This is a genomic window from Streptomyces aureus (genome assembly GCF_001418135.1).
Classification (GTDB): Bacteria; Actinomycetota; Actinomycetes; order Streptomycetales; family Streptomycetaceae; genus Streptomyces; species Streptomyces aureus_A.
Map to the genome: position 1 here is coordinate 1 of NZ_LIPQ01000214.1, position 23,360 is coordinate 23,360.

The 23,360-nt window shown below is 73.1% G+C and carries 19 protein-coding genes, 1 tRNA gene and 1 pseudogene; 12 read left to right on the plus strand and 9 right to left on the minus strand.

Annotated elements, in window-relative coordinates:
* Positions 1-43: 43 nt before the first annotated feature.
* Both AOK00_RS18705 and AOK00_RS18710 read left to right on the plus strand, forming a co-directional pair.
* Complete coding sequence (locus tag AOK00_RS18705; protein ID WP_107097422.1) at positions 44-1,219, plus strand: mannosyltransferase family protein; 1,176 nt, start codon at positions 44-46, stop codon at positions 1,217-1,219.
* Between the two features lie 59 nt (positions 1,220-1,278).
* Positions 1,279-1,773, plus strand: a complete 495-nt coding sequence (locus AOK00_RS18710; RefSeq protein ID WP_063886623.1) for a hypothetical protein — start codon at positions 1,279-1,281, stop codon at positions 1,771-1,773.
* 98 nt (positions 1,774-1,871) lie between these two features.
* On the opposite strand, the gene AOK00_RS18715 is transcribed toward AOK00_RS18710, so the two are convergent.
* From AOK00_RS18715 to AOK00_RS18740, 6 genes are all read right to left on the minus strand, one after another.
* Complete coding sequence (locus AOK00_RS18715) at positions 1,872-2,177, minus strand: hypothetical protein (protein WP_055601449.1); 306 nt, start codon at positions 2,175-2,177, stop codon at positions 1,872-1,874.
* Between the two features lie 93 nt (positions 2,178-2,270).
* Positions 2,271-2,918: an alpha-ketoglutarate-dependent dioxygenase AlkB family protein gene (locus AOK00_RS18720; RefSeq protein ID WP_173861592.1), complete on the minus strand. Its 648-nt coding sequence runs from the start codon at positions 2,916-2,918 to the stop codon at positions 2,271-2,273.
* Between the two features lie 89 nt (positions 2,919-3,007).
* Positions 3,008-3,685 carry a DUF998 domain-containing protein gene (locus AOK00_RS18725; RefSeq protein ID WP_079042071.1) on the minus strand — a complete coding sequence of 226 codons (678 nt, stop codon included), beginning with the start codon at positions 3,683-3,685 and terminating at the stop codon, positions 3,008-3,010.
* A 110-nt stretch (positions 3,686-3,795) separates the two neighbouring features.
* A complete protein-coding gene (locus AOK00_RS18730; protein WP_055601459.1) occupies positions 3,796-4,605 on the minus strand; it encodes a DUF4389 domain-containing protein in 810 nt (269 codons plus the stop codon).
* Between the two features lie 355 nt (positions 4,606-4,960).
* Positions 4,961-6,763 (minus strand): ABC transporter ATP-binding protein, encoded by a 1,803-nt coding sequence (locus AOK00_RS18735; protein WP_079042072.1) that lies wholly within the window; start codon positions 6,761-6,763, stop codon positions 4,961-4,963.
* Between the two features lie 82 nt (positions 6,764-6,845).
* Complete coding sequence (locus AOK00_RS18740) at positions 6,846-8,714, minus strand: ABC transporter ATP-binding protein (protein WP_079042073.1); 1,869 nt, start codon at positions 8,712-8,714, stop codon at positions 6,846-6,848.
* 134 nt (positions 8,715-8,848) lie between these two features.
* Here AOK00_RS18740 and AOK00_RS18745 point away from each other — a divergent pair, with 134 nt between their 5' ends.
* The 3 genes from AOK00_RS18745 (at position 8,849) to AOK00_RS18755 (ending at position 15,684) form a co-directional block, all read left to right on the plus strand.
* Positions 8,849-9,496: a TetR/AcrR family transcriptional regulator C-terminal domain-containing protein gene (locus tag AOK00_RS18745; protein ID WP_055601450.1), complete on the plus strand. Its 648-nt coding sequence runs from the start codon at positions 8,849-8,851 to the stop codon at positions 9,494-9,496.
* Between the two features lie 287 nt (positions 9,497-9,783).
* Positions 9,784-14,568, plus strand: coding sequence for a DUF6531 domain-containing protein (locus AOK00_RS18750; RefSeq protein ID WP_055601451.1), 4,785 nt, complete (start codon positions 9,784-9,786; stop codon positions 14,566-14,568).
* A 30-nt stretch (positions 14,569-14,598) separates the two neighbouring features.
* Complete coding sequence (locus tag AOK00_RS18755; RefSeq protein WP_055601460.1) at positions 14,599-15,684, plus strand: hypothetical protein; 1,086 nt, start codon at positions 14,599-14,601, stop codon at positions 15,682-15,684.
* Positions 15,685-15,815: 131 nt separating this feature from the next.
* Here the strand turns inward: AOK00_RS18755 and AOK00_RS18760 are convergent.
* A tRNA-Pro gene (locus AOK00_RS18760) sits at positions 15,816-15,889 on the minus strand.
* A gap of 252 nt (positions 15,890-16,141) precedes the next feature.
* Between AOK00_RS18760 and AOK00_RS18765 the strand changes: the two genes are divergently transcribed.
* Positions 16,142-16,699: a DUF309 domain-containing protein gene (locus tag AOK00_RS18765; RefSeq protein WP_055601452.1), complete on the plus strand. Its 558-nt coding sequence runs from the start codon at positions 16,142-16,144 to the stop codon at positions 16,697-16,699.
* Positions 16,700-16,702: 3 nt separating this feature from the next.
* On the opposite strand, the gene AOK00_RS18770 is transcribed toward AOK00_RS18765, so the two are convergent.
* Both AOK00_RS18770 and AOK00_RS18775 read right to left on the minus strand, forming a co-directional pair.
* Entirely contained in the window at positions 16,703-17,110 is a 408-nt protein-coding gene (locus AOK00_RS18770; protein WP_055601453.1) for a DUF488 domain-containing protein, read from the minus strand.
* Between the two features lie 29 nt (positions 17,111-17,139).
* On the minus strand, positions 17,140-17,796 hold the full coding sequence (locus AOK00_RS18775; protein ID WP_055601454.1) for a TetR/AcrR family transcriptional regulator: 657 nt from the start codon (positions 17,794-17,796) through the stop codon (positions 17,140-17,142).
* Positions 17,797-17,997: 201 nt separating this feature from the next.
* Here AOK00_RS18775 and AOK00_RS18780 point away from each other — a divergent pair, with 201 nt between their 5' ends.
* The 6 genes and pseudogenes from AOK00_RS18780 to AOK00_RS40430 all read left to right on the plus strand — a co-directional run.
* A complete protein-coding gene (locus AOK00_RS18780) occupies positions 17,998-18,813 on the plus strand; it encodes a phosphatase PAP2 family protein (protein ID WP_055601461.1) in 816 nt (271 codons plus the stop codon).
* Positions 18,810-20,066, plus strand: coding sequence for a DMT family transporter (locus AOK00_RS18785; protein ID WP_254047414.1), 1,257 nt, complete (start codon positions 18,810-18,812; stop codon positions 20,064-20,066). Before AOK00_RS18780 ends, AOK00_RS18785 begins: the two co-directional genes overlap by 4 nt.
* 224 nt (positions 20,067-20,290) lie before the next feature.
* Positions 20,291-21,298 (plus strand): SPFH domain-containing protein, encoded by a 1,008-nt coding sequence (locus tag AOK00_RS18790; RefSeq protein ID WP_055601455.1) that lies wholly within the window; start codon positions 20,291-20,293, stop codon positions 21,296-21,298.
* On the plus strand, positions 21,295-22,194 hold the full coding sequence (locus AOK00_RS18795) for an NAD(+)/NADH kinase (protein ID WP_055601456.1): 900 nt from the start codon (positions 21,295-21,297) through the stop codon (positions 22,192-22,194). The genes AOK00_RS18790 and AOK00_RS18795 overlap by 4 nt, the downstream gene beginning before the upstream one ends.
* Positions 22,195-22,439: 245 nt before the next feature.
* Positions 22,440-23,117, plus strand: a 678-nt coding sequence (locus AOK00_RS18800; RefSeq protein ID WP_254047415.1) for a GNAT family N-acetyltransferase, incomplete at its 3' end; no start/stop codon positions are given.
* A 2-nt stretch (positions 23,118-23,119) separates the two neighbouring features.
* A pseudogene (locus AOK00_RS40430) lies at positions 23,120-23,250 on the plus strand (GNAT family N-acetyltransferase); the annotation flags it as partial.
* Positions 23,251-23,360: the final 110 nt, after the last annotated feature.

Below are 23,360 nucleotides of genomic sequence, written 5' to 3' on the forward strand. Positions count from 1 at the left end.
ATCCCCGAGGCCGCGGGAAGAGACGAAGCCCCTTCCCCCGCTCATCCCCCTGCCCCTCTCCCGAACCGCCCGCAGCCGACGGCTACGGCTGCCGCTCCGCGCCGAGGACCGGGAGGTGCTGTGGCTCTATCTGCTCACCCGCACGGCCCTGTGGATCACCGCCCACGGCGCACGCTGGCTCTTCCCCGCCGACTCCGGCGCGCGCGACCCGGGCCCCGCCCTCGCGCCCTTCGAACGCTGGGACTGGGGACACTTCCTGAACATCGCGCGCGACGGCTACTTCCCGGCGGGAAGCGGCCCGTGGGACGCCGAGTGGGACAACCGCGAGGCGTTCTTCCCGGGATTCCCCCTCGCCCTGCGGGCCGTCCACGCCGTCGTACCGAGCTGGACCGCGGCCGGACTGCTGATCTCGTTCCTCACCGGCGGGATCGCGGTCCTCGCACTCGTGCGGATCGCACGCCTGTATCTGCCCGACGCCGACGCCGGCCGACGGACGGCTCAGCTCCTGCTGCTCTCGCCGTGCGCGGTCTTCCTCGCCACCGGATACAGCGAGTCGCTCTTCCTCGCCCTCGCCCTGCCGGCCTGGCTCGCCGCCGACCGCCGCGACTGGCCCCTGGCCGCCACGCTGGCCGCACTGGCGACGACCGTCCGCATCAGCGGTCTGTTCCTCGCCGCTGCCCTCACCCTGCACTTCGTCCTCACGGCCCGCGCCCGGTCCGACTGGCGGCCGCTGCCCTGGCTGGCCCTGCCGGCCCTTCCCGCAGCCCTGTACGCCTGGTACCTGCACGCCCGCACCGGCGACTGGATGGCCTGGAAACACGCCCAGGAGCGAGGGTGGTACCGCCACTTCCACACCCCGTGGGACGCCTGGAGCAACACCTGGGAGTCCGCGTTCGACCAGGTCCAGACGACCGGCTACGCGTTCATGTTCCAGGCCGAACTCCTCGCCATGGTCGTCGGCCTCGCGCTGGTGGCCCTCCTGGTACGCCGCCGCCACTGGCCCGAAGCCGCCTACGTCGGCCTCAGCCTGTGGGCCCTGGGGACGTCCTACTGGTACCAGTCCATCCCCCGGGCGACCCTCCTGTGGTGGCCCCTGTGGATCACGCTGGCCGCCTGGACTCTCCGCTCACCGCGCTTCAGGACCGCGTACTTCTGCCTCGTCGCACCGCTGTCGACGCTCTTCGCCCTGGCGTATCTGACCGGGCGCTGGGCCGGCTGACGGGGCCGCCGGGGCGGCCCACGGGCAACCCCCTCCCGCCGCACGACGTCCTACCGGCCGTGACTGGACTCTTCGCACCCGGCCCCTTCGACGACGACGAGGCGACCGTACGACCTGGCCCGTTCTGGCGGCACGCCCTGTGGGTGGTGGGCGTCGGCGCCGCCGCGGTGGCGGCGGGTTGGGTCACCTCCCTGTTCCGGATCGGCTCCGAGAAGTACGGTCTCCCGCCCGCCGCGCCCGGCGCGCTGTGGCCGTACCTGACCGCCTGGGCCGTGACCGGACTCGCCGTGGCGGCCGCCCTGCGAGCCACCGCCGCGAAGGTCCCGGTCTACGCTCCCGGCCGGATCGCGGCCGGGCTGACGTACCTGGGCACCCGGCTCTCCCTGGGCTGGCGCCCGGAGGCGCCGCTGGTCGGCGCCATGGCGGCGGCGGCCCTGATCGCGGCAGCCGTCTGGTGCGCCATCGCACTCCGCCCGCACCCGGCCAGGACGGAGACCGGGGCCGGCACGCCGCCGGCGCCCGCGACAAGGGGCTCCGGCGGGAGAACCGAATGATGTACGCCATGCGTACCGACGAGCTCGCCGTGCACTACCTCGCGGCGCTTCGGGTCGCGGCGATCTTCCTCTGGGGGCGAACCTGACGCCAGGGCCGGTCACCTCTGCCAGGAGAGCGCCTCGACCGATGAGACGTCACCCGCCGCCAGCAGTCCGAAGAGCCGGAGAATCTCCTCGCGGGCGACACCGCGCATCTCACCCGGGGCCACCGAGTCCTCGTCCGGGTTCTCCCAGACCAGCAGACCGCCACCGAAGGCGCTGAGGCACCATCCGCTCTCATGGGTGAGCGAGACATCAGGGTGCTCGTCATCGGCCTGCGCCAGACCGTCGAGCACTCGCCTCATCGTCTCCGGATCAGGCTCGTCGACCGTCCCACCCGTGACGTCGTACATGAAGTAGCTCATCGGCCCATTACCTCATGTGGTGATCCACGGGACACTGCCTTGTCCCAAGCCCCGGTCCGGGTCCGCGTCCGGGCCCGGGCGCGGACCCAGGTCTCAGCGGACTCCGCGGGGGCGGAACTGGACGCTGATGCGGGGTCCGACGGCGCGGCTCGTCTTGGGGACGGCGTGTTCCCAGGTCCGCTGGCAGGAGCCGCCCATCACCACGAGGTCGCCGTGGCCGAGCGGCAGGCGGAGGTACGTGGGGCCGCCGGACCTCGGGCGGAAGGCGAGGTCACGGGGGTCGCCCAGGGAGAGGATGGCGACCATCGTGTCGTGGTGGGCGGAACGGCCGGTGCGGTCGCCGTGCCAGGCGACGCTGTCGCGGCCGTCGCGGTAGAGACAGAGACCGGCGGAGACGAAGGGCTCACCGAGCTCGGGGGCGTAGTGCGCACCGAGTGTCCGCCGGGCCTCGGCCAGGGCGGGGTGCGGGAGGGGCGCGCCTTCGCCGTAGTGGGCCAGGAGCCTGGGTACGGCGACGACGTTGTCGTACATCGGCCGTTCCTCGGCCCGCCAGGGCACCCGGCCGACGAGCTCCTCGAACAGCGCGTCGGCGCCGTGGAGCCAGCCCGGGAGGTGGTCGACCCAGGCGCCACCGTCGAGCGGCGTCCGCCGGAGACCGTCCAGCGGGCCGAAGCGGATCTCGTCGCCCTGGTCGAACAAGGAACCCTGGAGTCCGGGCAGGGTGGGTCGTGCTGCGGTCACGGACCCACCATAACTCCAAATCGAACACACAAGCGAGCGCAAGAGCGACGCGCCCTGCCACGACACGCCTCACCTCCTCCCCCCAGTGGTCATCGAGGCGGCGCCGAGGTCTCGTCGCTCTCGTCGCCGGCACCGCTCTCGTCGCCGACACCGCTCTCACCACTCGCACCACTCTTGCCTCTCAGGTCACCGGCGTAGCGGAGGCAGGAGGCGACCACCACCAGGGGCCAGGTGGACTGGATGCAGGTCACGAGGCGTTCGGCGACGCCGGCGGACCCCTGTCGGTTCATCTCGACGAGGAACCAGACCGCACCGAGGGCCATGAGCACGGTCACGGCGACGGAGGGCGTCAGCCGGAGCCCCCACGGCACGCCGCCACGGCCCACGGCGGCCAGCACCGGCCACACCGCGAGCAGCGTGAAGCCGACCACGACGGCCGCCCCGTGTGTGAGGGACCCCCCGCTGCTCGGCACGGGGACCAGCGCGACCGCGAAGGCCGCCACACCACCACCGGCGAGCGCCACCCGCCCGGCGGGAGCGGCGGGCCGCAGACCCCAGGCGGTGAGGAGATGGCAGGCGCCCAGCGCGAGGAACGCCCCGGTCATGACCCAGGACCCCGCGGCCCCGTAGGCCGCGAGGACGCTGATGGTCTGCGTGACGGGATCGTAGGCGGGCCCTTCGAGCAGCGCCGCGACGGTCCAGCCACCGGCCAGCAGCAACGGGGCGCACCCCGAGGACAACAGGGCCCATCTGGGAACGGATCGCATCGAACCACCGTAGGACGAGGCACTCTTCCCCCGACCGCACCACGGGGAACGTCGTCAGCCGTGTTCCCCGCGCGGCGGTGTCCGGCGCGTGTGCGAGCCCGCCGGAGCGGTCACCCCGCGACCCGGCCGGCGGCCGCGCCCGGGCGGTCGTCGCCGGTGTCGTCGTAGTCGACCGTGCCTGAGGTCAGATGACCGGCGAGCCCGAGGAGCAGGAAGAGCCAGACCAGTACCTGCGCGGCGGTGCCCAGCCGGAGCGGACGGGTCGCGGAGTACGCGGGCTGTGCGGCGGCGTCGGGTGCGTCGCCCAGCAGCCCCTTGGGGTAGACGGGCGTCAGCATCGTCGCGTAGGCCGCCAGGCGCATCCGGTACCGGACGACGGCCGCGGTGGCTCCGAAGACCGGTTCGGGGAGGCGGCCCAGGATGATGCCGATCAGCCAGAAGACCCAGCTGATGGCGAACCAGCCGGACTGCGCGAGGCTGCTGATGACGGCCGCCGGAATCATCAGGATCAGCCGGAACAGGACGGCGAGCCGGTTGAGCGGGGTGGCGCGCAGTTCGATGCGCACCGGGTAGTCGGGGGCGTCGAAGGAGAACGGCGGGTAGCGGTCGACGAGGAGGGCCGCGCTGGCCGACACCCGGGTCTGGTAGGCGAGGACCGAGCCGAGGAAGGACGCGATCGGGTCGGGCAGCCGGCCCAGGACCAGAGCGCTGAACCAGCCCGCGATCGTGACGAAGAACCCGACGAAGGTCAGCAGGGCCACGACGATGAACTGCGGGAGGAGCAGCAGCCAGCGCAGCAGCACCGTCCACCGACGCTGCCGCCCCGGCGGGGGCACATCCAGAACGGGCCGCCATTCGGCCCCGCCGTCCCCGTAGGCACCTGCGTCGGCCGAGGGCCGGGGCTCCCAACCTGCTGCCATGACGGTCTCCGTCTCTCCCGCGTCCCCCGCTCCCCCGGTCACGTCGATGGTGACCCGGCGGGCGGGCCCTCGCACGGCCACGGGGGCCACCTGGACCACGCGGGACACGGCCGGGACATCGGCCGTGCCGCGCCCCCGCTCCAGCCCCCCGCGGGCGGACGGCGGCTTCGGCCGCCTTCGTCGCCACGGGCCGGCGGATCACGCCGAATGGCCCGCACCCCTGCCAGATGCGGGCCGTTCGACTGCTCACGGGATCGCCGGAAAGGGGGAGACGGCGAGCCCGTGACCACGAGGAGCGGTCCCATGCGCTCCACCACCCGCCTGCCCCCGATCCAACCTTCCACACCACCCCGCGCTACGGATCCGGTTCGTCCGCGAGCGTGGTCCGGGTCGCACGGTCCGTCGCCGACCCCACCGGGCTCGCCGACGCCGCCGGTCTCGCAGGACGGGTCGCCGTGGGCGCCAGGGACAGATTCCAGAAATCGGCATAGCGGCCACCGAGGCGCAGCAGTTCGTCGTGGTCGCCCTCCTCGACGATCCGGCCGGCGTCGAGGAAGACGATGCGGTCGGCGTGTCGGACGGTGCGCAACCGGTGGGCCACCATCACCACGGTCCGACCCGCCATCAGTCGCTCGATGCCGGCGTGGACGGCCGCCTCGTTGACGGGGTCCAGCGCGGAGGTGACCTCGTCGAGCAGCACGATCGGCGCGCCCTTGAGGAGCGCCCTGGCGATCGAGACGCGCTGGCGCTCGCCGCCCGACAGTCGTGCGCCGCCCTCGCCGACGGTGGTCGCCCATCCGTCGGGCAGGCGATCGACCACCTCGTCCAGACGCGCCGCGGCCGCGGCCGCACGCACTTCGCTTCCGGTGGCGTCCGGGCGGCCCAGGCGCACGTTGTCCTCGATGGTGCCCTCGAAGAGGTAGACGTCCTGGAAGACGATGGAGAACTGCGCCATCAGCGCCTCCGCACCGATCGCGCGCACGTCCGCGCCACCGAGGCGCACCGCGCCCGCGTCCACGTCGTAGAACCGGGCGAGCAACTGCAGCAGGGTGCTCTTGCCCGCGCCCGACGGCCCCACCACGGCCAGCCGCTGCCCCTCGGGGACGGACAGCGACAGGTCGTCGAACACCGTGCGTCCGTCGTGCCGGAAGGTGACCGACTCCAACGCGAGCCCATGGCCGCGCTGTTCCACCGCGGCGGGGACCTGCGGCAGCGGCTCGGTGCGCAGCACCGCGTCGAGCCGGGCCAGTTCGCCGCGCGCGGCGCGCAGCTTGCCGCCGAGGTCGGCGAGGGACAGCAGCGGGTCCGCGGAGCGGGCGGCCAGTACCAGGACCGTCAGCAGCTGCACGGCCCCGACGTCCCCGCCGAGCGCCTGGTACGCCCCCAGGACCAGCATCGCGGTGAAGACCGCCTGCACCGCCAGGGCCAGACCCAACGCGCCGGGCAGCGCCGACAGCGTCGAACGGCGGGAGGCGCGCCGGACCTGCCGCAGGGCGTCGTCGAGCAGTCGGTAGCGCTCGGCGGTCCGGCCCCCGGCTCGCAGCACCGGCTGGGCCTGGAGAAATTCGACGACCCTCTCCGTGGCCTCGCGGTCGCGCGTGGCACGCTCCGCGTCGTCGGCCGCCGTCGCGCGTCCGGTCAGGACCTGGATCGCCGCCACGACGGGGACGGCGGTCAGCGCGGCCAGCCCCAGCTGCCAGTCGAGGGCGAGGATCACGGCGACGATCGTCAGCGGCGTCACGGCGGCGGAGACGAACGGCGCCAGCAGGTGCGCGATCACGCTCATCGCCCGCAGAACGCCCTGACCGGCCAGGACGGACACCTCTCCCACCCGGCTCGTGCCGTACCAGCCGAGCGGGAGCCGGGCCAGATGGTCGCCGAGGCGGTGGTAGACGCCGCGCAGCAGTGCCGTACCGACGCGGAACCCCGACAGGTCGCTGAGGTAGCGCAGTACCGCGTAGGCCGCGACCGCGGCCCCGAACGCGGCCAGCCAGGGCCAGGCGCGGTCCGGTCTGTCCCCGAGCAGTGCGCGCAGCACGGGTGCCAGCAGGGCGTACGAGAGACCCTCGACGACCGCGGTCGTCGTCATCAGGGCGAGGGTGCGGCGCATCGGTCGGGAGTACTGGTGGCCCAGCACGCGCAGCAGCATGCGGATCATCGGGGGGCGTCTCCTCGCGGTTCGAAGTGGGTCCGCGGACACGACCCCTGCGGATCGTCCGCGCCGTGCGTCGTCACGGCCCTCATCCCTCTGAGCCCGCCGAGCCCGCCGAGCCCTGTGAGCCCGGTGAGCCCGCGGAGCGCCGCAAGTCCGCCGCGTGCCGGGAGCGCCACAGCGCCGCGAACGTGCCGTCCTTTTCCATCAGTTCACCGGGGCTGCCGTGCTCGACGATCACTCCGTCCTCCAGGACCGCGACGGCGTCGGCGCCGACGACGGTCTCCAGGCGATGCGCGATGACCAGCACCGTCCGGTCGGCCCGCAACGTGGCCAGGGCACGGCGCACCGCCTGCTCGGTGTGCGGGTCGGCGAAGGAGGTCACCTCGTCGAGCACCAGCACGGGAGTGTCGGCCAGCAGTGCGCGGGCGAGCGCGACTCGTTGGGCTTCGCCGCCCGACAGTCGCGCCTCCTCTCCGATCACCGTCTCGTATCCGCGCGGCAGTTCGAGGATGCGGTCATGGATGTTCGCCAGCCGGGCCGCCCGCACCACGTCGTCCGGACGGGCGTCCGGCACGGCCAGCGCGATGTTGTCCGTGACCGAGGCGCGCAGCAGGCGGACGTCCTGGAAGACGAAGGAGACCTGCCGGTACAGCTCCCGGCTGCTCAGCTCGCGCAGGTCGACGCCGCCCAGGCGGACGGATCCGCTCGTCGGGTCGACGAACCGCGGCAGCAGTTGGACCAGAGTCGACTTGCCGCCTCCCGACGGGCCGACGAGCGCGGTGACCGTCCCCGGCTCCAGCGTGAGGTCGACTCCGCGCAGCACGTCCCGGCCGGGTTCGTAGGCGAACCGGACACCCCTGAGCTCCATCCGGTGGCCGTGCGGCGCGACCGGGTTCGCCGGCTCCGGCAGCGGCGGCACCGCGAGCACGTCGCGGATCCGGCCGACGGCGCGGCGGGCGGCCTGCACCTCGTCGAAGCCGTGGCCGAGCGCCGCCACCGGGGCGGTCAGGCCGATTCCCAGCAGCAGGAACGGCAGCAGATCGACCGGGGCCATTCCTCCGCCGGTGATCAGTGCCGCGCCGCCGATCAGGACGGTCAGCAGCACGAACGGAGGCGAGAGGACCAGCTGCATGCCCGCGGCGATCGGGGAGATCCCGTGCACCCAGCGGTGGAAGGCGGCGACGAAGTCGTCGGCGGCGGCGCGGAACTCGTGGTGGGCGCGCTCGCCCCCGCCGAAGGCCTTGACCACCGCGATGCCCTGGACGAACTCCACGGCGGAGCTCCCGATCCGCGCCATCGCCGTGTCGAAGTCGGCCTGTTCGCGCAGCCGGGCCGGAGTCGTCATCAGCGGCACGAGCGCCACCGCCGCGACCACCGGGACGAGTGTGATCAGCGTCAGCCGCCAGTCCACGGTGAACAGGTAGACCAGCGACACCAGCGGCACGACGAAGGCCGAGGCCAGCTCGCCGGGAGTGTGGGCGATGAACGGGTGCACGGCTCCGACGTCCTCGCCCACGAGCTTGGCCAGCTCGCCGCTGCGTCGGCGGGCGAGCCAGCCGATCGGCACCCGCCCGAGCCGCGCGGCCAGCCGTCGGCGCAACGCCAACTGCACCCGCCCGTCGAGCAGATGCCCGACGGCCGCCGCGGCGGCTGTGAACAGCAGCTTGGCGAACAGTCCGACCGCGCCCGCGATCACGACGAACCGGACATGGCCGTGGTCGACCGGGCCGGACGCGAGCAGGGCGCGACCCAGCTCGACGACCGCGAGCAGCGGCGCCAGCCCCGCCACCGCGCCGGTGACCTGCAGACCGATCACGGCGACGAAGCCCGCCGCATACGGTCGCAGCGGCCCTGCCGTCCTCCGCCCGTCCGGGAGCCGCTCCTGCCCGGGACCGGCATCGTCCGGTGGTCGCGCGGACTGATTCCTCGCCTCGGCGAACTCGGTGGTTGTCATCGCCCTCTCGTCCTCGTCGGCCCTGGAACACCCCAGGGATTCTTACGATGTAAGGCTGGGCGGGACGCTATACTTACAGCGTAAGAATCGTCAATCGGATCGCGACGACGTCCGGTACGGAAGGTGAGGGCGCCATGGCGGCCAGGAGGGCTCGCGGGCAGCGCGCGGGGCTCACTCGCGCGGCCGTCCTGGAGGCGGCCCTGCGGCTCGTCGACCAGGAAGGTCTCGACGCCCTGTCGATGCGGCGACTCGGCGCCGAACTGGGCGTGGAGGCGATGACCGTCTACCACCACGTACCGAACAAGAGCGCCCTGCTCGACGGAGTGATCGAGCAGGTCGTCGCCGAGGCCGTCCCGCCGGAGTTCGGCGCCGCCACATGGCGGGAGGACCTGAGCGCCTATGCGCACGCGCTGGTCGCCGCACTCGGCGCACATCCGAACGCCGTGCCGCTGCTGCTGTCCCGGCCCGCCATGACGCCCCGCCTCCTGGGGACACTGGAGGCCGCCGTGCGGATGATGTACGAGGCGGGCTTCCCTCTGCCCAGAACCCTGGACGCCCTCTACTCGCTGACCAGCTTCGTGGTCGGGCACGCCACCGCACAGGCGGGCAACGTCGGCGGGGCCGACAGCATGGCCTCGCTGGACCCTGACACGTACCCGCTACTGGTCGGCGCCGCCCGCGAGTCGGGCGAGGACGCGTCGCGGGCGCGCTTCGACTTCGCCCTCGACGCGCTGCTGTCCGGATTCGAAAGGGAGCTCACCTCCACCCCGCTCGCGGAGTGAGCACGGCCGACCCCCGGCACCGCTCGCGGACTGAGCACGGCCGACCCCCGGCACCGCTCGCGGAGTGAGCACGGCCGACCCCCGGCACCGCTCGCGGACTGAGCACGGCCGACCCCCGGCACCGCTCGCGGAGTGAGCGCAGCCGGCCCTCCGGTACGCTCCGACCCGCCCTCACCATCGGGCAGTTGACCCGGCCGAGGTACCGCATTGTTCGACCGCGCGCCCCATGGCAAAGTGTTCGCACTCGCATTCTGCGAACACGCTTGCGCACGGGGGGATTCTCGAACATGGCTGTCACGGTCCCGGACTGGGCGGACACGCTTCTGGATCTGGTGGGGGTGAACTGGCCCAACGTCGACGAGGACGCCTACCGGGAGATGGCGGACGCCCTGCGGGAGTTCGCGGACGATCTCGCCGATGACGGCCAGCTCGCCAACAACCATATGGAGCGCCTGCTGTCGTCGGGTCACGGCGAGGCCATGGACGCGCTGAACGAGCACTGGGGCAAAGTCAAGGGCAAACACCTGAAGGACATGGTGTCCGCGGCCCGGACGATCGCCGGCGCACTCGACATGGCGGCCGGTGCCATCGAGGGCATGAAGTGGAAGGCGGTCGCGGAGCTCGGGATCCTGGCCGGTCAGACCGGTCTCGCCATGGCACTGATCCCGGTGACCGGCGGCCTCTCCGCCCTGCTCGGTGCCGGAGCGATCGCCCTCACGAAGAAGCAGTTGCTGAAGCTCATCACCGGTGCGATGGAGGAGGCGGTCGGTCACATCGTCGGGGTCATGACCGAGCCGGCCGTCTCCGCGCTGGAGAACATGGCGGCGGACCTCGTGGTCCAGATCGGCATGGACGCCCTGGGCGTCCAGAACGGTGTGAACCTCGACCAGACGAAGCAGGCCGGCAAGGACGGTTTCGACGAGGGTGTGCAGGGCGCGAAGGACGGCCTGAACCTCGCCTCGGCCGGAGGCGGCGGCGGCGCTCGCCCCGGGGGCAAGGGCTTCCACATCGAGCACGACGAGCACGACAACGCCGGTACGAAACTGAACGGCGTCAGCGCCGGGATCCACGGCAGGACGACCGGCAAACTGACGAAGGCGAAGACGGCTCAGGGGCGCAACAAGGGCCGGGACGACATCGCCGACGCCCTCGACCCGGTCATCGAGAAGGCCATGGGCGCCCTGGTGAAGTCCGCCAAGGCCATGGGCGACCATGTCGGCAAGACGCTGCCGAAGGCCGTGAAGCAGATATCCGTCGACCACAAGAACAACGACGACGCCATCCGCGACCGCCTCGCCCGGCAGGGCCGGAAGGGCGACGCCGACGACCGCGACCGATCCGAGGCGAGCCACGGGCGCCGCGACGACCCCGGTCACGACGCACGTACGCGGCCCAACTCGGTGCGCGACGCGGCGGACGATCCGCGCCGCAACAGCGTCTCGCTGGACAAGACGGTCTGCAAGAACGACCCCGTGGACGTCGCCACCGGCAAGATGCTGCTCCCGCAGACCGATCTCACCCTGCCCGGCGTCCTACCGCTCACCTTGCGCCGGACGCACCTGTCCACGTACCGCTACGGCCACTGGTTCGGCCGGAGTTGGGCCTCCACCCTCGACGAGCGCATCGAGGCGGGGCAGGCCGGCGAGGGAGCGATATGGGTGCGTGAGGACGGCTCTCTGCTCATGTACCCGCGCCTGCCCCGGCCCGACGGCGAGAAGGTGCTGCCGGTGGAGGGCGACAGACTCCCGCTGGTGCACGGCGGCGTGTCCGGCGACGAGACCTCGTACGAGGTCCGCGACCCGCACACCGGTCTGGTGCGCACGTTCACCTCCAGCCCCTACCGCGACTCGACCGCGTACTGGCTCGGCGCGATCCAGGACCGCAACGACAACCGTGTCGACTTCTCGCGCCGCCCCGACGGCGCACCCACCGCCGTGTCGCACTCGGGCGGCTACGTCGTCCAGGTCACGGCCGACGACTCACGGGTCACGTCGCTGGTCGTGCGTGAGCCCGAGGGGCCGGTCACGGTCGTCGGCTACGGATACGACCCGACCGGCGATCTCACCGTCCTCACCGGTCCCGAGGGACCGGACGGACCGGCCCTGTCCTTCACCTACGACGGGGACGGCCGCGTCACCTCCTGGACCGACCGCAACGGCTCCACGTTCCGGTACGTGTACGACGCCGAGGGGCGAGTGGCCCGCACGCTCGGACCCGACGGCGTCCTCTCCTCGCACTTCTCCTACGGCACGCACCCCGAGACCGGGCACCACATCACCCGGTACACCGACTCCACCGGCGCCACGACGCTCCTGCACCTCAACGACCGGCTCCAGGTCGTCGCCGAGACCGACCCGCTGGGCCACACCACCCACCTGACCTGGGACGCCTACGACTGCCCGCTCACCCGCACCGACCCGCTCGGCCACACCACCGAGCTCACCTGGGACGACGCGGGCAACCTCACCGCCGTCCGACTGCCCGACGGCAGCACCGCCACCGCCCGCTACGACGACCGGAACCTTCCGGTGGAGGTGACCACCGTCGACGGGGCCGTATGGCGTCAGACCTTCGACGACCGCGGCAACTGCACCGGCACCCTCGGCCCGGACGGGGCGCTCACCCGGTTCACCCACGACCGCACCGGAGCGGTCGCGACCGTCACCGATCCCCTGGGGGACACGACCGCTATCCGCTCCGACCGCGCCGGGCTGCCCGTGGGCATCACCAACCCCGACGGCGGAGTCACCCGCGTCGCACGCGATCACCGCGGCCGGCCCACCCGTGTCACCGACCCCCTCGGCGCGGCGGAGACGTTCGAGTGGGACGCGGACGACCGGCTTCTGGCCCGCACCGGCGCCGACGGCAGCCGCGAGACCTGGGCCTACGACCCGGAGGGCAACTGCCTGACGTACACCGACGCCGCCGGAGGACGCTGGGCGACCGAGTACGGCCACTTCGACAAGCCACTCGCCCGCGTCGCGCCCGACGGCGCCCGCCAACAGCTCCGCTACGACACGGAACTCCGCCTCGCCCAGGTGACCAACCCGCTCGGCCAGACCTGGCAGTACGACTATGACGCGGCCGGACGGCTCGTCGTGGAGACGGACTTCGAGGGCCGCTCCACCCACTACGCGTACGACGCGGCCAACCGCCTGACCGAGCGGACCACCGCGCTCGGCCGGACCGTCACCTACTCCTGGGACGCCATGGACCGCATGGTCGCCCGTGACGCGGACGGAAGCGTGACCCGGTACGCCTACGACCGCGCCGGAGCCCTCACCGAAGCCAGGACCGCCGCCTCCACCCTGACGATGGAGCGGGACGTCATGGGCCGGCTCGTCGCCGAGACGCTGGACGGCCGCACCCTCCGCCACACCTACGACCTGGTCGGCCAGCGCACGTCGAGCACCACACCCACCGGCGTCCTCACCAGGCTGTCCTACGACGTGTCAGGCCACCGCACGTCCCTGACGGTCGGCGGCCACGCCCTCGACTTCACCCATGACGGACTCGGCCGGGAGCTGACCCGCACCTGGGGGAGTCCCGGCTCCGCCACGACCCTCACGACCGTGTGGGACCAGGTCGGCAGGCCCCTCACGCAGACGCTGACCGCGCGCGGCGGAGAAAGCCCGCTGCGCACACGCGACTACGCCTACCGCCCGGACGGATACCCGGTCTCCCTCGGCGAACGACCGGCAGGCGCCGAGCGCCGGGACAAGCGGATCTCGCTCGACCCGGTGGGCAGGCCACTGGCCGTGGAGGCACCCGGCTGGGCCGAGAGCTACGCCTACGACGGCGCCGGAAACCAGACCGCCGCCCACTGGCCCGGCACGGCCGGGCACGCCGACGCGCGCGGCCCGCGCGTCTACGACGGCGGCCGGCTCGTCTCCGCGGGCGCCGTCCACTACGAGTACGACGCCGCGGGCCGGGTCGTCACGCGCCGCCGGTCCCGCATCTCACGCAAACCCGACGTCTGGCAGTACGCGTACGACGCCGAGGATCGCCTGGTCTCCTGCACCACGCCCGACGGCACCCTGTGGACGTACGCCTACGACCCGCTCGGGCGGCGCAGCGCCAAGCACCGCATGGCTGCCGACGGCTCCACCGTCGTCGAGACCGTCCGGTTCACCTGGGACGGGCCGCTGCTCGTGGAGCAGTACGACGAATCCACCGGAACCGTCCTCACCTGGGCGTACGAGGGTCACCGCCCACTCACGCAGTACGAGCGCAAGGCGCTGAGCGACCAGGAGGTCGACGCCCGCTTCTTCGCCATCGTCACGGACCTCGTCGGCACCCCCACCGAACTCGTCACCCCCGCCGGAGAGACGGCCTGGCGCAGCCGGTCCACCTGCTGGGGGACCACCGGGTGGAACACCTCGGCCACCGCGTACACCCCGCTGCGCTTCCCGGGCCAGTACGCGGACACGGAAACCGGTCTGCACTACAACTACTTCCGCCATTACGATCCCGACACCGCCCGCTACACCAGCCCCGACCCACTCGGGCTCTCCCCGGCGCCCAACCCCACGACGTACGTCGTCAACCCCTGGGCATGGACCGACCCGCTGGGTCTGGCGCCCAAGCGCTGCCAGATGGACGCCTACGACTGGGACGGCAGCATCCGCTACGGCCGCCTCGACCATCTCGGCCGCCCCACAGGCGTGTACGCCTGCCTGCGCCCCGACATCATCGACGCCAAGAAGGGGACGGAAGCGGGCAGGCTTCGGCCCCCCGGCTGGCGCGGTGACGGCAACGCGTTCAACGAGGCCCGCGGCCATCTGCTGGCCGACAGGCTGGGCGGGGCGGGCAAGGGCCGGCTGGCCTGGCACAACCTGGTGACGCAGACCAACAACCCGACCAATTCACCGGACCAGCGCGACCAGGTCGAACAAGTCATCTACGACCAGGTCAACAAGCACAAGGAAGTCGTCCAGTACCACATCAAGCCGATCTACGAGGGCACCAACCCGATCCCGATCAGATTGGAGTTCACGGCCTTCGGCAACAAGGGCTTCACCTTCAGCCACAGCCTGGAGAACCCCGCCGGCTACGTCCGAACCGGCATATAGCATCGTTGCCGAGCCGCCATGGAGGACCGCATGACCCGCACCACACCGCCGCGACCCGTCGATGTCGAAGCCGTTTTCCCCGCCCTCTCCGCCCACCGGCGTACGGCCACGCGCCTGCATCCCCGTCACGGCGTGGCGAAGGCCGAGGAGAACTCACTGGCGGGGCCGCTCTTGTGGCCGGCCGACGAGCCGTGGCCGGTGTGCACCGCGGTGCACCCCAAGGGCACCGGCCATCGGCTGGACGACGTACGGCTCAAGCGGCGCATCCTGGCGGAGGCGAGAGGACGCGACCTCTCCGAAGAGGAGCGGCGGGTCCTCGACGCCATCGCCCCGGGACGGCACGCCCCGGACCTCGGGGACGAGGATCCTCTCCCACTGCTCGCCGTCGCCCAGCTGTACACGCGGGACATCCCCGACCTCGTCGGCCCGGAGGGCCACGACCTGCTCCAGGTGTTCTGGTGCCCCTTCGAGGTCCACGGCCCCGACCGCACCGTCGACGTCGTGCTGAAGTGGCGGCGCTCGCAGGAAGTCGGCGAGGTCCTGACGCACCAGCCCGAGCCCCCGGTGGCGGGCCGCGAGGAGTGCGTGCCCACCCAGTGCGTCCTGCACCCCGAACAGGTCGTCGAGCACGAGTACCTGGGCCTGCTGAGCGAAGAACTCCAGGACGCCGTCGCCGACTGGGAGGAGGGCCTGCTGGACGAGGAGGAGGACGACGAGGACGCCTACGACTCCTCCGAGCCGCAGAGCTACGACACCTACGAGGAGTACGAGGCCGCGATGGCGCGGGCGCGGGCGGAGGAGGAGTACGAGGTCGACTACATGAGCGACCTGTCCATCGCCCCGGGCTGGAAGGTCGGCGGCTTCGCGTCCTGGCACCTCACCGATCCCGCACCGGTCGACTGCGCGGCCTGCGGCACACCGATGCCTCCCCTGCTCACGGTCGACAAGTGGGAGTGCGACGGCGGTTCGAGAAGCTGGCTTCCGCTCGAGGACCGCGATTCCGCCGACGACCCGGACGTGATCGACCCGGTCGGCGTCTACCTCGGCCGCGGCCTGATGCGCGTTCACACCTGCCCCACCGACCCGGCCCACCCGCACCGGCTCAGCTTCCAGTAGGCCCCGCGACGGGACCACGGCGACCGGCGCACAAGCGCGCGGGTCCCCTTGGTCCCCAAGCGGTCCCCAAAACGAGTCAGAGGCCGTTTCAGATTGCTCTGAAACGGCCTCTGACCTGCGACTCTTTCGAGTCGGGACGACAGGATTTGAACCTGCGACCCCTTGACCCCCAGTCAAGTGCGCTACCAAGCTGCGCCACGTCCCGATGCGCGTCTTCTCGGGGTTTCCCCCGCGTCGGCGTGCAGGGAAAACATTACCTCACTCCGGAGGGTGGGTTGACGCACGGGCTGTCACGCGCCGCAGGTGGTGGCCAGGGACGCTGGTTCGGCGAGGGTGGTGGCCCAGCCCGTCGCGTGGGCGAGGTCCGGGCGAGCTCGGGACCGCGTGGGGGAGCTGGAGGGGGCCCTTGCCGGAATCGACGACAGGGCCTGGCGGTCCCGGGGGCGACAATGGACGGGTGAACCGGACAGCGAGTGACCGCGGCAGGGATCGCGACGAGGAGGGGCGGGCCCGTAGCGCGCGTCCCCGCGACGGGCTCGGCCGGCCGCTGCCGTACGGCGCCGAGGGCGTGCCGCGGCAGCCCGAGGGCGTCGTCCGCACACCCGAGGAGAGTCTGCGCGAGGCGCAGCGGCTGCTGGACGCCGGGATGCCCTTCCACGCGCACGAGGTCTTCGAGGACGCCTGGAAGTCCGGCCCCGATTCGGAGCGTGACCTGTGGCAGGGCCTCGCGCAGCTGGCCGTGGGCCTGACGCACGCCGCCCGTGGCAACACGGCGGGCGGGGCGCGGCTGCTGCGCCGCGGCGCCGACCGCATCGCGGGCGGGCCGGGAAGTGCTGAGGCCGCCGCGGCGTACGGGATCGACGCCGGCGGACTCGTGGAGTGGGCACGGGAGTTGGCCGACCGTGCCGCCGGAGACGGGCGGACCGAAGAAACGGACGCGGCCGGGGCCGCCCACCCGGCCGTCGTCGTCGACGCCGCCTCCGAGGCGCCCCGGCTGCGGGGGGACCGGGCCTGAGGGTTACGCCCCTGCCTCCGGGTCCAGTTCCCGCAGCAGGACCGACGTGTGGCTCACCGAGGGGTCCTTGGCCGCCGTCAGGAGGGTGACCGTCCCCTTCGCCGCGAGGACCCTCAGACGGTCGAGGGCCGCCGCCGCGTCGGGGGCCTCGAGTTCGGCCTCGTAGCGCCGGCGGAACTCCTCGTACTCGCCCTCGGTTCCGTGGTACCAGTGGCGGAGTTCCGTCGACGGCGTGAGCGCCTTGGGCCATTCGTCGATATGGGCGTCGGTCTTGGCGAGTCCGCGCGGCCAGAGCCGGTCGACGAGGACCCGTACGCCGTCGTCCGGCGACGGGGTCTCGTAGATGCGGCGGACGCGGACACGGTGGGCGGGCCGGACGGGCTCTGCGGGCTGTGTGGGCTCTGCGGGCATGGTTCCAGCCTGACGGACCGGCCCGCGACTCACCCCTCGACGCGCAGCGCCGGAAGGAGGACGGCGTCGACGAAGGTCCGCATGGTGGAGACGTCCGTGAAGCGCTCCTCGAAGAGCCGCTCGATGCGGAGCATGCCCAGGAAGCAGGGGGCGACGAAGCCGATCGCGGGGTTGTCGGGGTCGACCTCGCCCCGCTCGACCGCGCGCGCCACGACGGCGTCGATGGCCGCCACCTCGGGGGCGATGACGGTCTCGCGGAGTGCGGCGCGCAGGTCGGGGTGCTGGATGAAGGCCTGGGCGACGGCCTCCATGAGTTCGGCGTCGCGCTCGCGGTGGGAGGCGGCGATCCGGCCCGCCTCGCGCAGGTCACCGGCGAGGGTGCCGGTGTCGATGCCGGTGAAGACGGTGCATCGGCGCTGGGCGAGCGCGGCCGTGACGAGCTGCGGCTTCGTGCCCCACTGCCGGTAGAGGGTGGCCTTGCCGCACTTGGTGCGGGCCGCGACGCCCTCCATGGTCACCGAGTCGTACCCGCCCTCGCGCAGGAGGCAGAGCACGGCGTCGTACAGCTCCGTCTCGCGCTCCGGCGTGATCTTGCTGCGGCGGGCGGCCGCGGTGGCGGCCTCCGTGGACGCCGACCCCGACGTGGACGGTGACGTGGACGCTGCTGCGGACGTGGACGTGGACATCGATCCCTCCCGGACACCTCTGTCTCTGCACATACGAGGGTAGGGGGTGCACAATCGAGACGCAAACGTATCGAGACGCTTGCGTCTCGATGAAATCGGATCTAGGCTCACTCCGTTTGTTGGCGATATGACGGATTAGAGGGCCGCGCGATGGCTGCCGGGATACGCGGGATACGAGGACCACGTCCTGCCGGATCGGGGCTGACGCCTACCCCCGGCCCCTCCGGGCTCGACGAGCACGGGAGCGGCGAGGGGGACGGCGGCGAGTCCGCCAGACCACCCCTCCTGCGCGAGCTCGCGCTCGTCACCGCGCTCTTCCTCGTCTACAAGTTCGGCCGGCTCTTCGCCAACGGCCACGAGGCCCGCGCCTTCCGCAACGCCGACCGCGTCTGGGACGCCGAGCGCGCGATCCACCTGCCGGGCGAGGGAACGATCCAGCAACTGCTCCTGCACGGCGAACCGCTGATCCGGGCCGCGAACACGTACTACGCGGCCGTGCACTTCCCGGCCACCCTCGCCTTCCTCGTCTGGCTGTATCTGCGCCGCCCCGCCCACTACGTGTGGTCGCGCCGCGTCCTCGCACTCGTCACCGGCGCCGCGCTCGCCCTGCACCTCCTGATGCCGCTCGCGCCGCCGCGGATGCTCGCCGCGAGCGGACTCGTCGACACCGCGCGGATCTACGGACCCTCGGTGTACGGGGCGACACCCGAGACCGACTCGATGGCCAACCAGTTCGCGGCCATGCCCTCGCTGCACTTCGGCTGGGCCCTGATGGTCGCGATCGGACTGATCGCCGCCACCCGGTCCCGCCTACGGGTCCTGTGGCTGCTGCACCCGCTGTTCACCCTGCTCGTCATCGTCGGCACCGCCAACCACTACTGGTTCGACGCGCTCGCCGCCGCCGCGCTGCTCGGTCTCGCCCTGCTCGCCGTCCGCGCCCCCGGCCGCCGCACGGCGCCTCCGCCCGTACCCCGTCAGGTCGGTACGACCCCTGTCCCGGCCGGAGCCCTCCGATGAACCCCGCCACCGGCACCGTCGTCGCGGTGCTCCTCTCACTCGTCTCCGCCGGCGGGTACGCGCTCGCCGCCGTCGCCCAGTCCCGGCTCGCCGCCGCCTCCCCCGTCCAGGACGGGCGCGGGGCACTGCGCGCCCTGCTCGCCCGCGGGCAGTGGTGGTCGGCGGTCGGCCTCAACGCCGCCGGAGCCCTCGCCCATGTGGCCGCCCTGCACTACGGGCCGCTGACGCTGGTCCAGCCGCTCGGCGCCCTGACCCTGGTGGCGGCGCTGCCGCTCGGCGCCTACGCGGCACGGCGCCGGGTGACCCGCACCGAGTGGCGCGGGGCGCTGTGGACCCTGGCCGGTCTCGTCGGACTGGTCGCGGTGACCGGCCCCACCGAGCCCGGCGAGGCGCTCAGCCTGCGCGAGTCCCTCGTCGTCGCCGCGGCGACCGCCCTCCTCATCGTCGCGCTCGCCTCCGGCCGGCACCCGGCCAAGGGGCACGCGCCTCGCGGGCTCGGGCACGCCACGGCCTCGGGGATCGCCTCGGGCGTCGCCTCCGCGCTCACCCAGACGCTGACGGCCGCGTTCGCGCTCGAACTCCCGGGCGGCAAACCGGCGTGGTGGCAGACCGCGCTCCTCGCGGTGCTGATCTCGGGCTTCGCGACGGGCGGCCTCCTGCTCTCCCAGGCCGCCTACCGGGGCGGCCTCGCCGCACCGCTGGCCGTGGTCAACCTCTCCAACCCGGCCGCCGCCGCGATCATCGGCGTGGCGCTGCTCGGCGAGACGTTCCGAGCGGGCGCGTGGGGCTGGCTGGTCGCGGCCGGCGCGTCGCTGGTCGCGGCCCGGGGCGTGGTGCTGCTGACGAAGGGTGGCTCCCCCGAGGCGGCTCCGGCCACACGCCCCGAGGCGGTGGCCGGGCCGATGGCCGACGCGGCGGCAGTCCGGCCCGAGTCAGTAGTGGGGGCGGCGGCGCCCGGGACGATCACGACGCCCGAGCCGGCGACGCTTCCGCAGCCCGCGTTGCCGTCCCGGCCCGCGTCGCCGTCCCGGCCCGCCGCGCTGTCCGGGCCCCGGATCGCGGAGTCCACGCACGCGCGTACGCCTGCCCGGTGGACCGTTCGGTCGGCGCCGGCAGCCCGCTCGACCGACTTCTCCGTCCACCGTTCGACCCGGCCCGATCCGGCCGCGCCCGAGCCGAGCGCGCCCCAGCTGGACCTGCCGGATCCGACCGCACCGGGCACCGAGCCGGCGCACGCGCCGGCGGCGGGCTGAGGCTCCCTCACCCGTCGAGGGCGCAGGTCGAGGACGCGGCTGCAGGACGCAGGCCGAGGACACCCGTCGAGGACGCGGCTGGAGTACGCAGACCGAGGACACACGTCGAGGGCACAGGCCGCCCGTCGAGGAACCCCTCACCCGGCGGGACGACCTTGAATTCGTCATCTTGACGACAACCCGGAGCCCCCCTATCGTCAACATGACGACAAGGGGGTTTCTTCATGGCCGACATCACCCGACGGGCCGGCTGGCGCCATCTGCGCTCCGCGCCCACCGCGCACATCCGCCACCAGCGCCGCGGCAAGCTCGTGCACGACGGTGAGGGACTGAGCTTCTGGTTCCGCCCGCTCACCGCGGCCCTCTCCGAGGTCCCGGTCAACGACCGCGAACTGGCCATGGCCTTCCACGCCCGGACCGCCGACTTCCAGGACGTCAGCGTCCAGTCCACCGTCACCTACCGGATCGGCGACCCGGCGGCCGCCGCCACCCGGCTCGACTTCTCCATCGACCCCGACACGGGCGCGTGGCGCGGCACCCCGCTGGAGCAGATCGCCACCCTCCTCACGGAGACCGCCCAGCAGCACGCCCTCGACGTCCTCGCCCGCACCGCGCTGGCCGAGGCGCTCGTCGACGGCGTGGCGGCGGTACGGGACCGCGTCACGGCCGGACTCGCGGCCGAGCCCCGCCTGCCGTCCACCGGCATCGAGGTCGTCGCCGTCCGGGTGGTCGCGATCCGACCCGAACCCGAGGTCGAACGCGCCCTGCGCACCCCCGCCCGTGAGCAGATCCAGCAGGAGGCCGACCGGGCCACGTACGAGCGCCGCGCGGTCGCCGTCGAACGCGAGCGCGCCATCGCGGAGAACGAGCTGGCGAGCAAGATCGAGCTGGCCCGCCAGGAGGAACGGCTCGTCGAGCAGCGCGGCACCAACGCCCGCCGCGAGGCCGAGGAGAACGCCGCCGCCGACGCCGTACGGGCCGAGGCCGAGGCCGTACGGAAGGTCCGCCTCGCGCGGGCCGAGGCGGAGGCGGCGCGCGAGGTCGGGCAGGCGCGCGCCGGAGCGCAGTCCGCCTGGCTGCGGGCGCACGCCGAGGTCGAACCCGCCACCCTGCACGCCCTCGCCGTGTCCCGCGCCGCCGAGAACCTGCCCCGGATCGAGCACCTGACGCTCTCGCCCGACGTCCTGACGGGACTCCTCGCCAAGCTCGGCGAGGGCGGGGCCCGGCCGTGAGCCTCGCGCCGCGCGCGGTGCTCGTGCACCGGACCACGGAGTACGAGGAGCTGCTCGCCCGGCACGGTACGCACGGCCAGGCCGCGTTCTTCCTCTCCGCGCGCGGCCGCTCGGTCGACGCCGTGCGCGAGCGGCACGAACGCACCCACCGCGCGCTGGCCGAGGTGGCGGCCGCGGTGCCCCTGACCTGGCGGCAGACCAGGGTGGAGCGCGCCGATCTGGACCGGTTCCTGTTCGGGCCCGAGGACGTGGTCGTGGTGGTGGGGCAGGACGGTCTGGTTGCCAACGCGGCGAAGTACCTCACCGGTCAGCCCGTCATCGGCATCGACGCCGACCCGGGACGCAATCCGGGCGTCCTGGTCCGCCACCGGGCGGACCGGGCACGGCGCCTGCTGCCGTACGCGGCGGGGGCCGCGGCGACGGTCGACGAACTGACGATGGTGGAGGCCGTCACCGACGACGCTCAGCGGCTCCTGGCGCTGAACGAGATCTATGTCGGACCGCGCGGCCATCAGACCGCCCGGTACACCCTGGATCTCGACGCGACGGGGCTTCCGCCGGAGGCCCAGGCCTCGTCGGGGGTGCTCGTCGGCACGGGTACGGGGGCCACAGGCTGGCTGAGGTCGCTGTGGGAGCAGCGCTCCAGCGCGCTCGCGCTGCCCGCGCCGGCGGACGCCCGGCTCGCCTGGTTCGTCCGCGAGGCGTGGCCGTCTCCGACGACCGGGACGAGCCGGGTCGAGGGCCTCCTCGACCCGGGGCAGGGGCTGCGCCTCACCGTCGAGTCGGACCGGCTGGTGGTGTTCGGCGACGGCGTCGAGTCTGACGCGCTGGAGCTGTCATGGGGTCAGACCGTGCGCCTCACGGTCGCGGGCCCGCGGCTCCGGCTCGTCCACTGACGGCGGGATCGGACGGCCGACGACTCGGCGCCGAGCCCGCGGCCGGAATCGATCGGCCGTGGGCGGGGGCGGTCGCGCGAGGCGTTATGCTCGGCGCGCTTTGCCCGGCTTTCCTCAGGGGCTCTGTCCGCGTTTCACCCAGTTCCCGACTCCCAGCTCCTGAGTTGGCGTTCCTCGGTTCCGGTTCCGCGATTCCGGTCCCCCTATCGAGTAAGCACCCGCTCCCGGCTGTTGAAAGGATCCCCGTGGCCTCCGCCTCCTCCGGCCCACTGTCCGTCTCCCCCGCCACGGAGCGGGACTGGGCGCTCGTGCGCGGCTGGGCGGCCGAGGAGGGGTGGAACCCGGGGCTCTCGGACGCCACGGCGTTCTTCGCGCAGGATCCCCGGGGGTTCTTCCTCGGCCGGGTCGACGGGGAGCCCGTATCCGCCATTTCGGTCGTCACCTACGACGACGCGTACGCGTTCCTCGGCTTCTATCTCGTACGACCGGAACTCCGCGGCCTCGGTCACGGTCTGGCCACCTGGCGGGCCGCGCTCGCGCACGCCGGCGACCGGTCCGTCGGGCTCGACGGGGTGCCGGCGCAGCAGGACAACTACCGGCGCTCCGGCTTCGCGACGGCGTACCGCACGGCGCGTTATGTGGGCGAGGTCCCGGCCCCCGACGCCCCGGTGAGCGGCGTGGTGCCCGCCGGGGCCGTGGATCCGGCCGCCCTCGCCGCGTACGACAACGCCTGCCATCACGCCGACCGGCCGCGGTTCCTGGGCGCCTGGCTGGCCACGCCGGGCCATCGGGCGCTGGTACGGATCGCCGACGGACGTCCGACCGGGTACGGGGTGGTCCGGCCGGCGCAGGACGAGGCGCGGGTGGGGCCGCTGTTCGCGGACACCCCGGCCGACGCGGCCGCCCTGCTCGACGCGCTCGCCNNCGGCGGCGGCGCGGCTGGCCGAGGAGCGGGGCCTGGAGCCGACGTTCGAGACGGCGCGGATGTACACGGGACCGGTCCGCCCGGTGGCACGCGAGCGCGTGTACGGGGTGACGACGCTCGAACTCGGCTGAGGCCGCGCCGCTCGGGTCCGCGTCGCGGGCCGCCGACGGCCCCGGCCGGCCCGAGGTACCGGCCGGGTCGGGCCCCGGCCCCCCCGAGGTCCGGGCGCCACCCCGGGGGT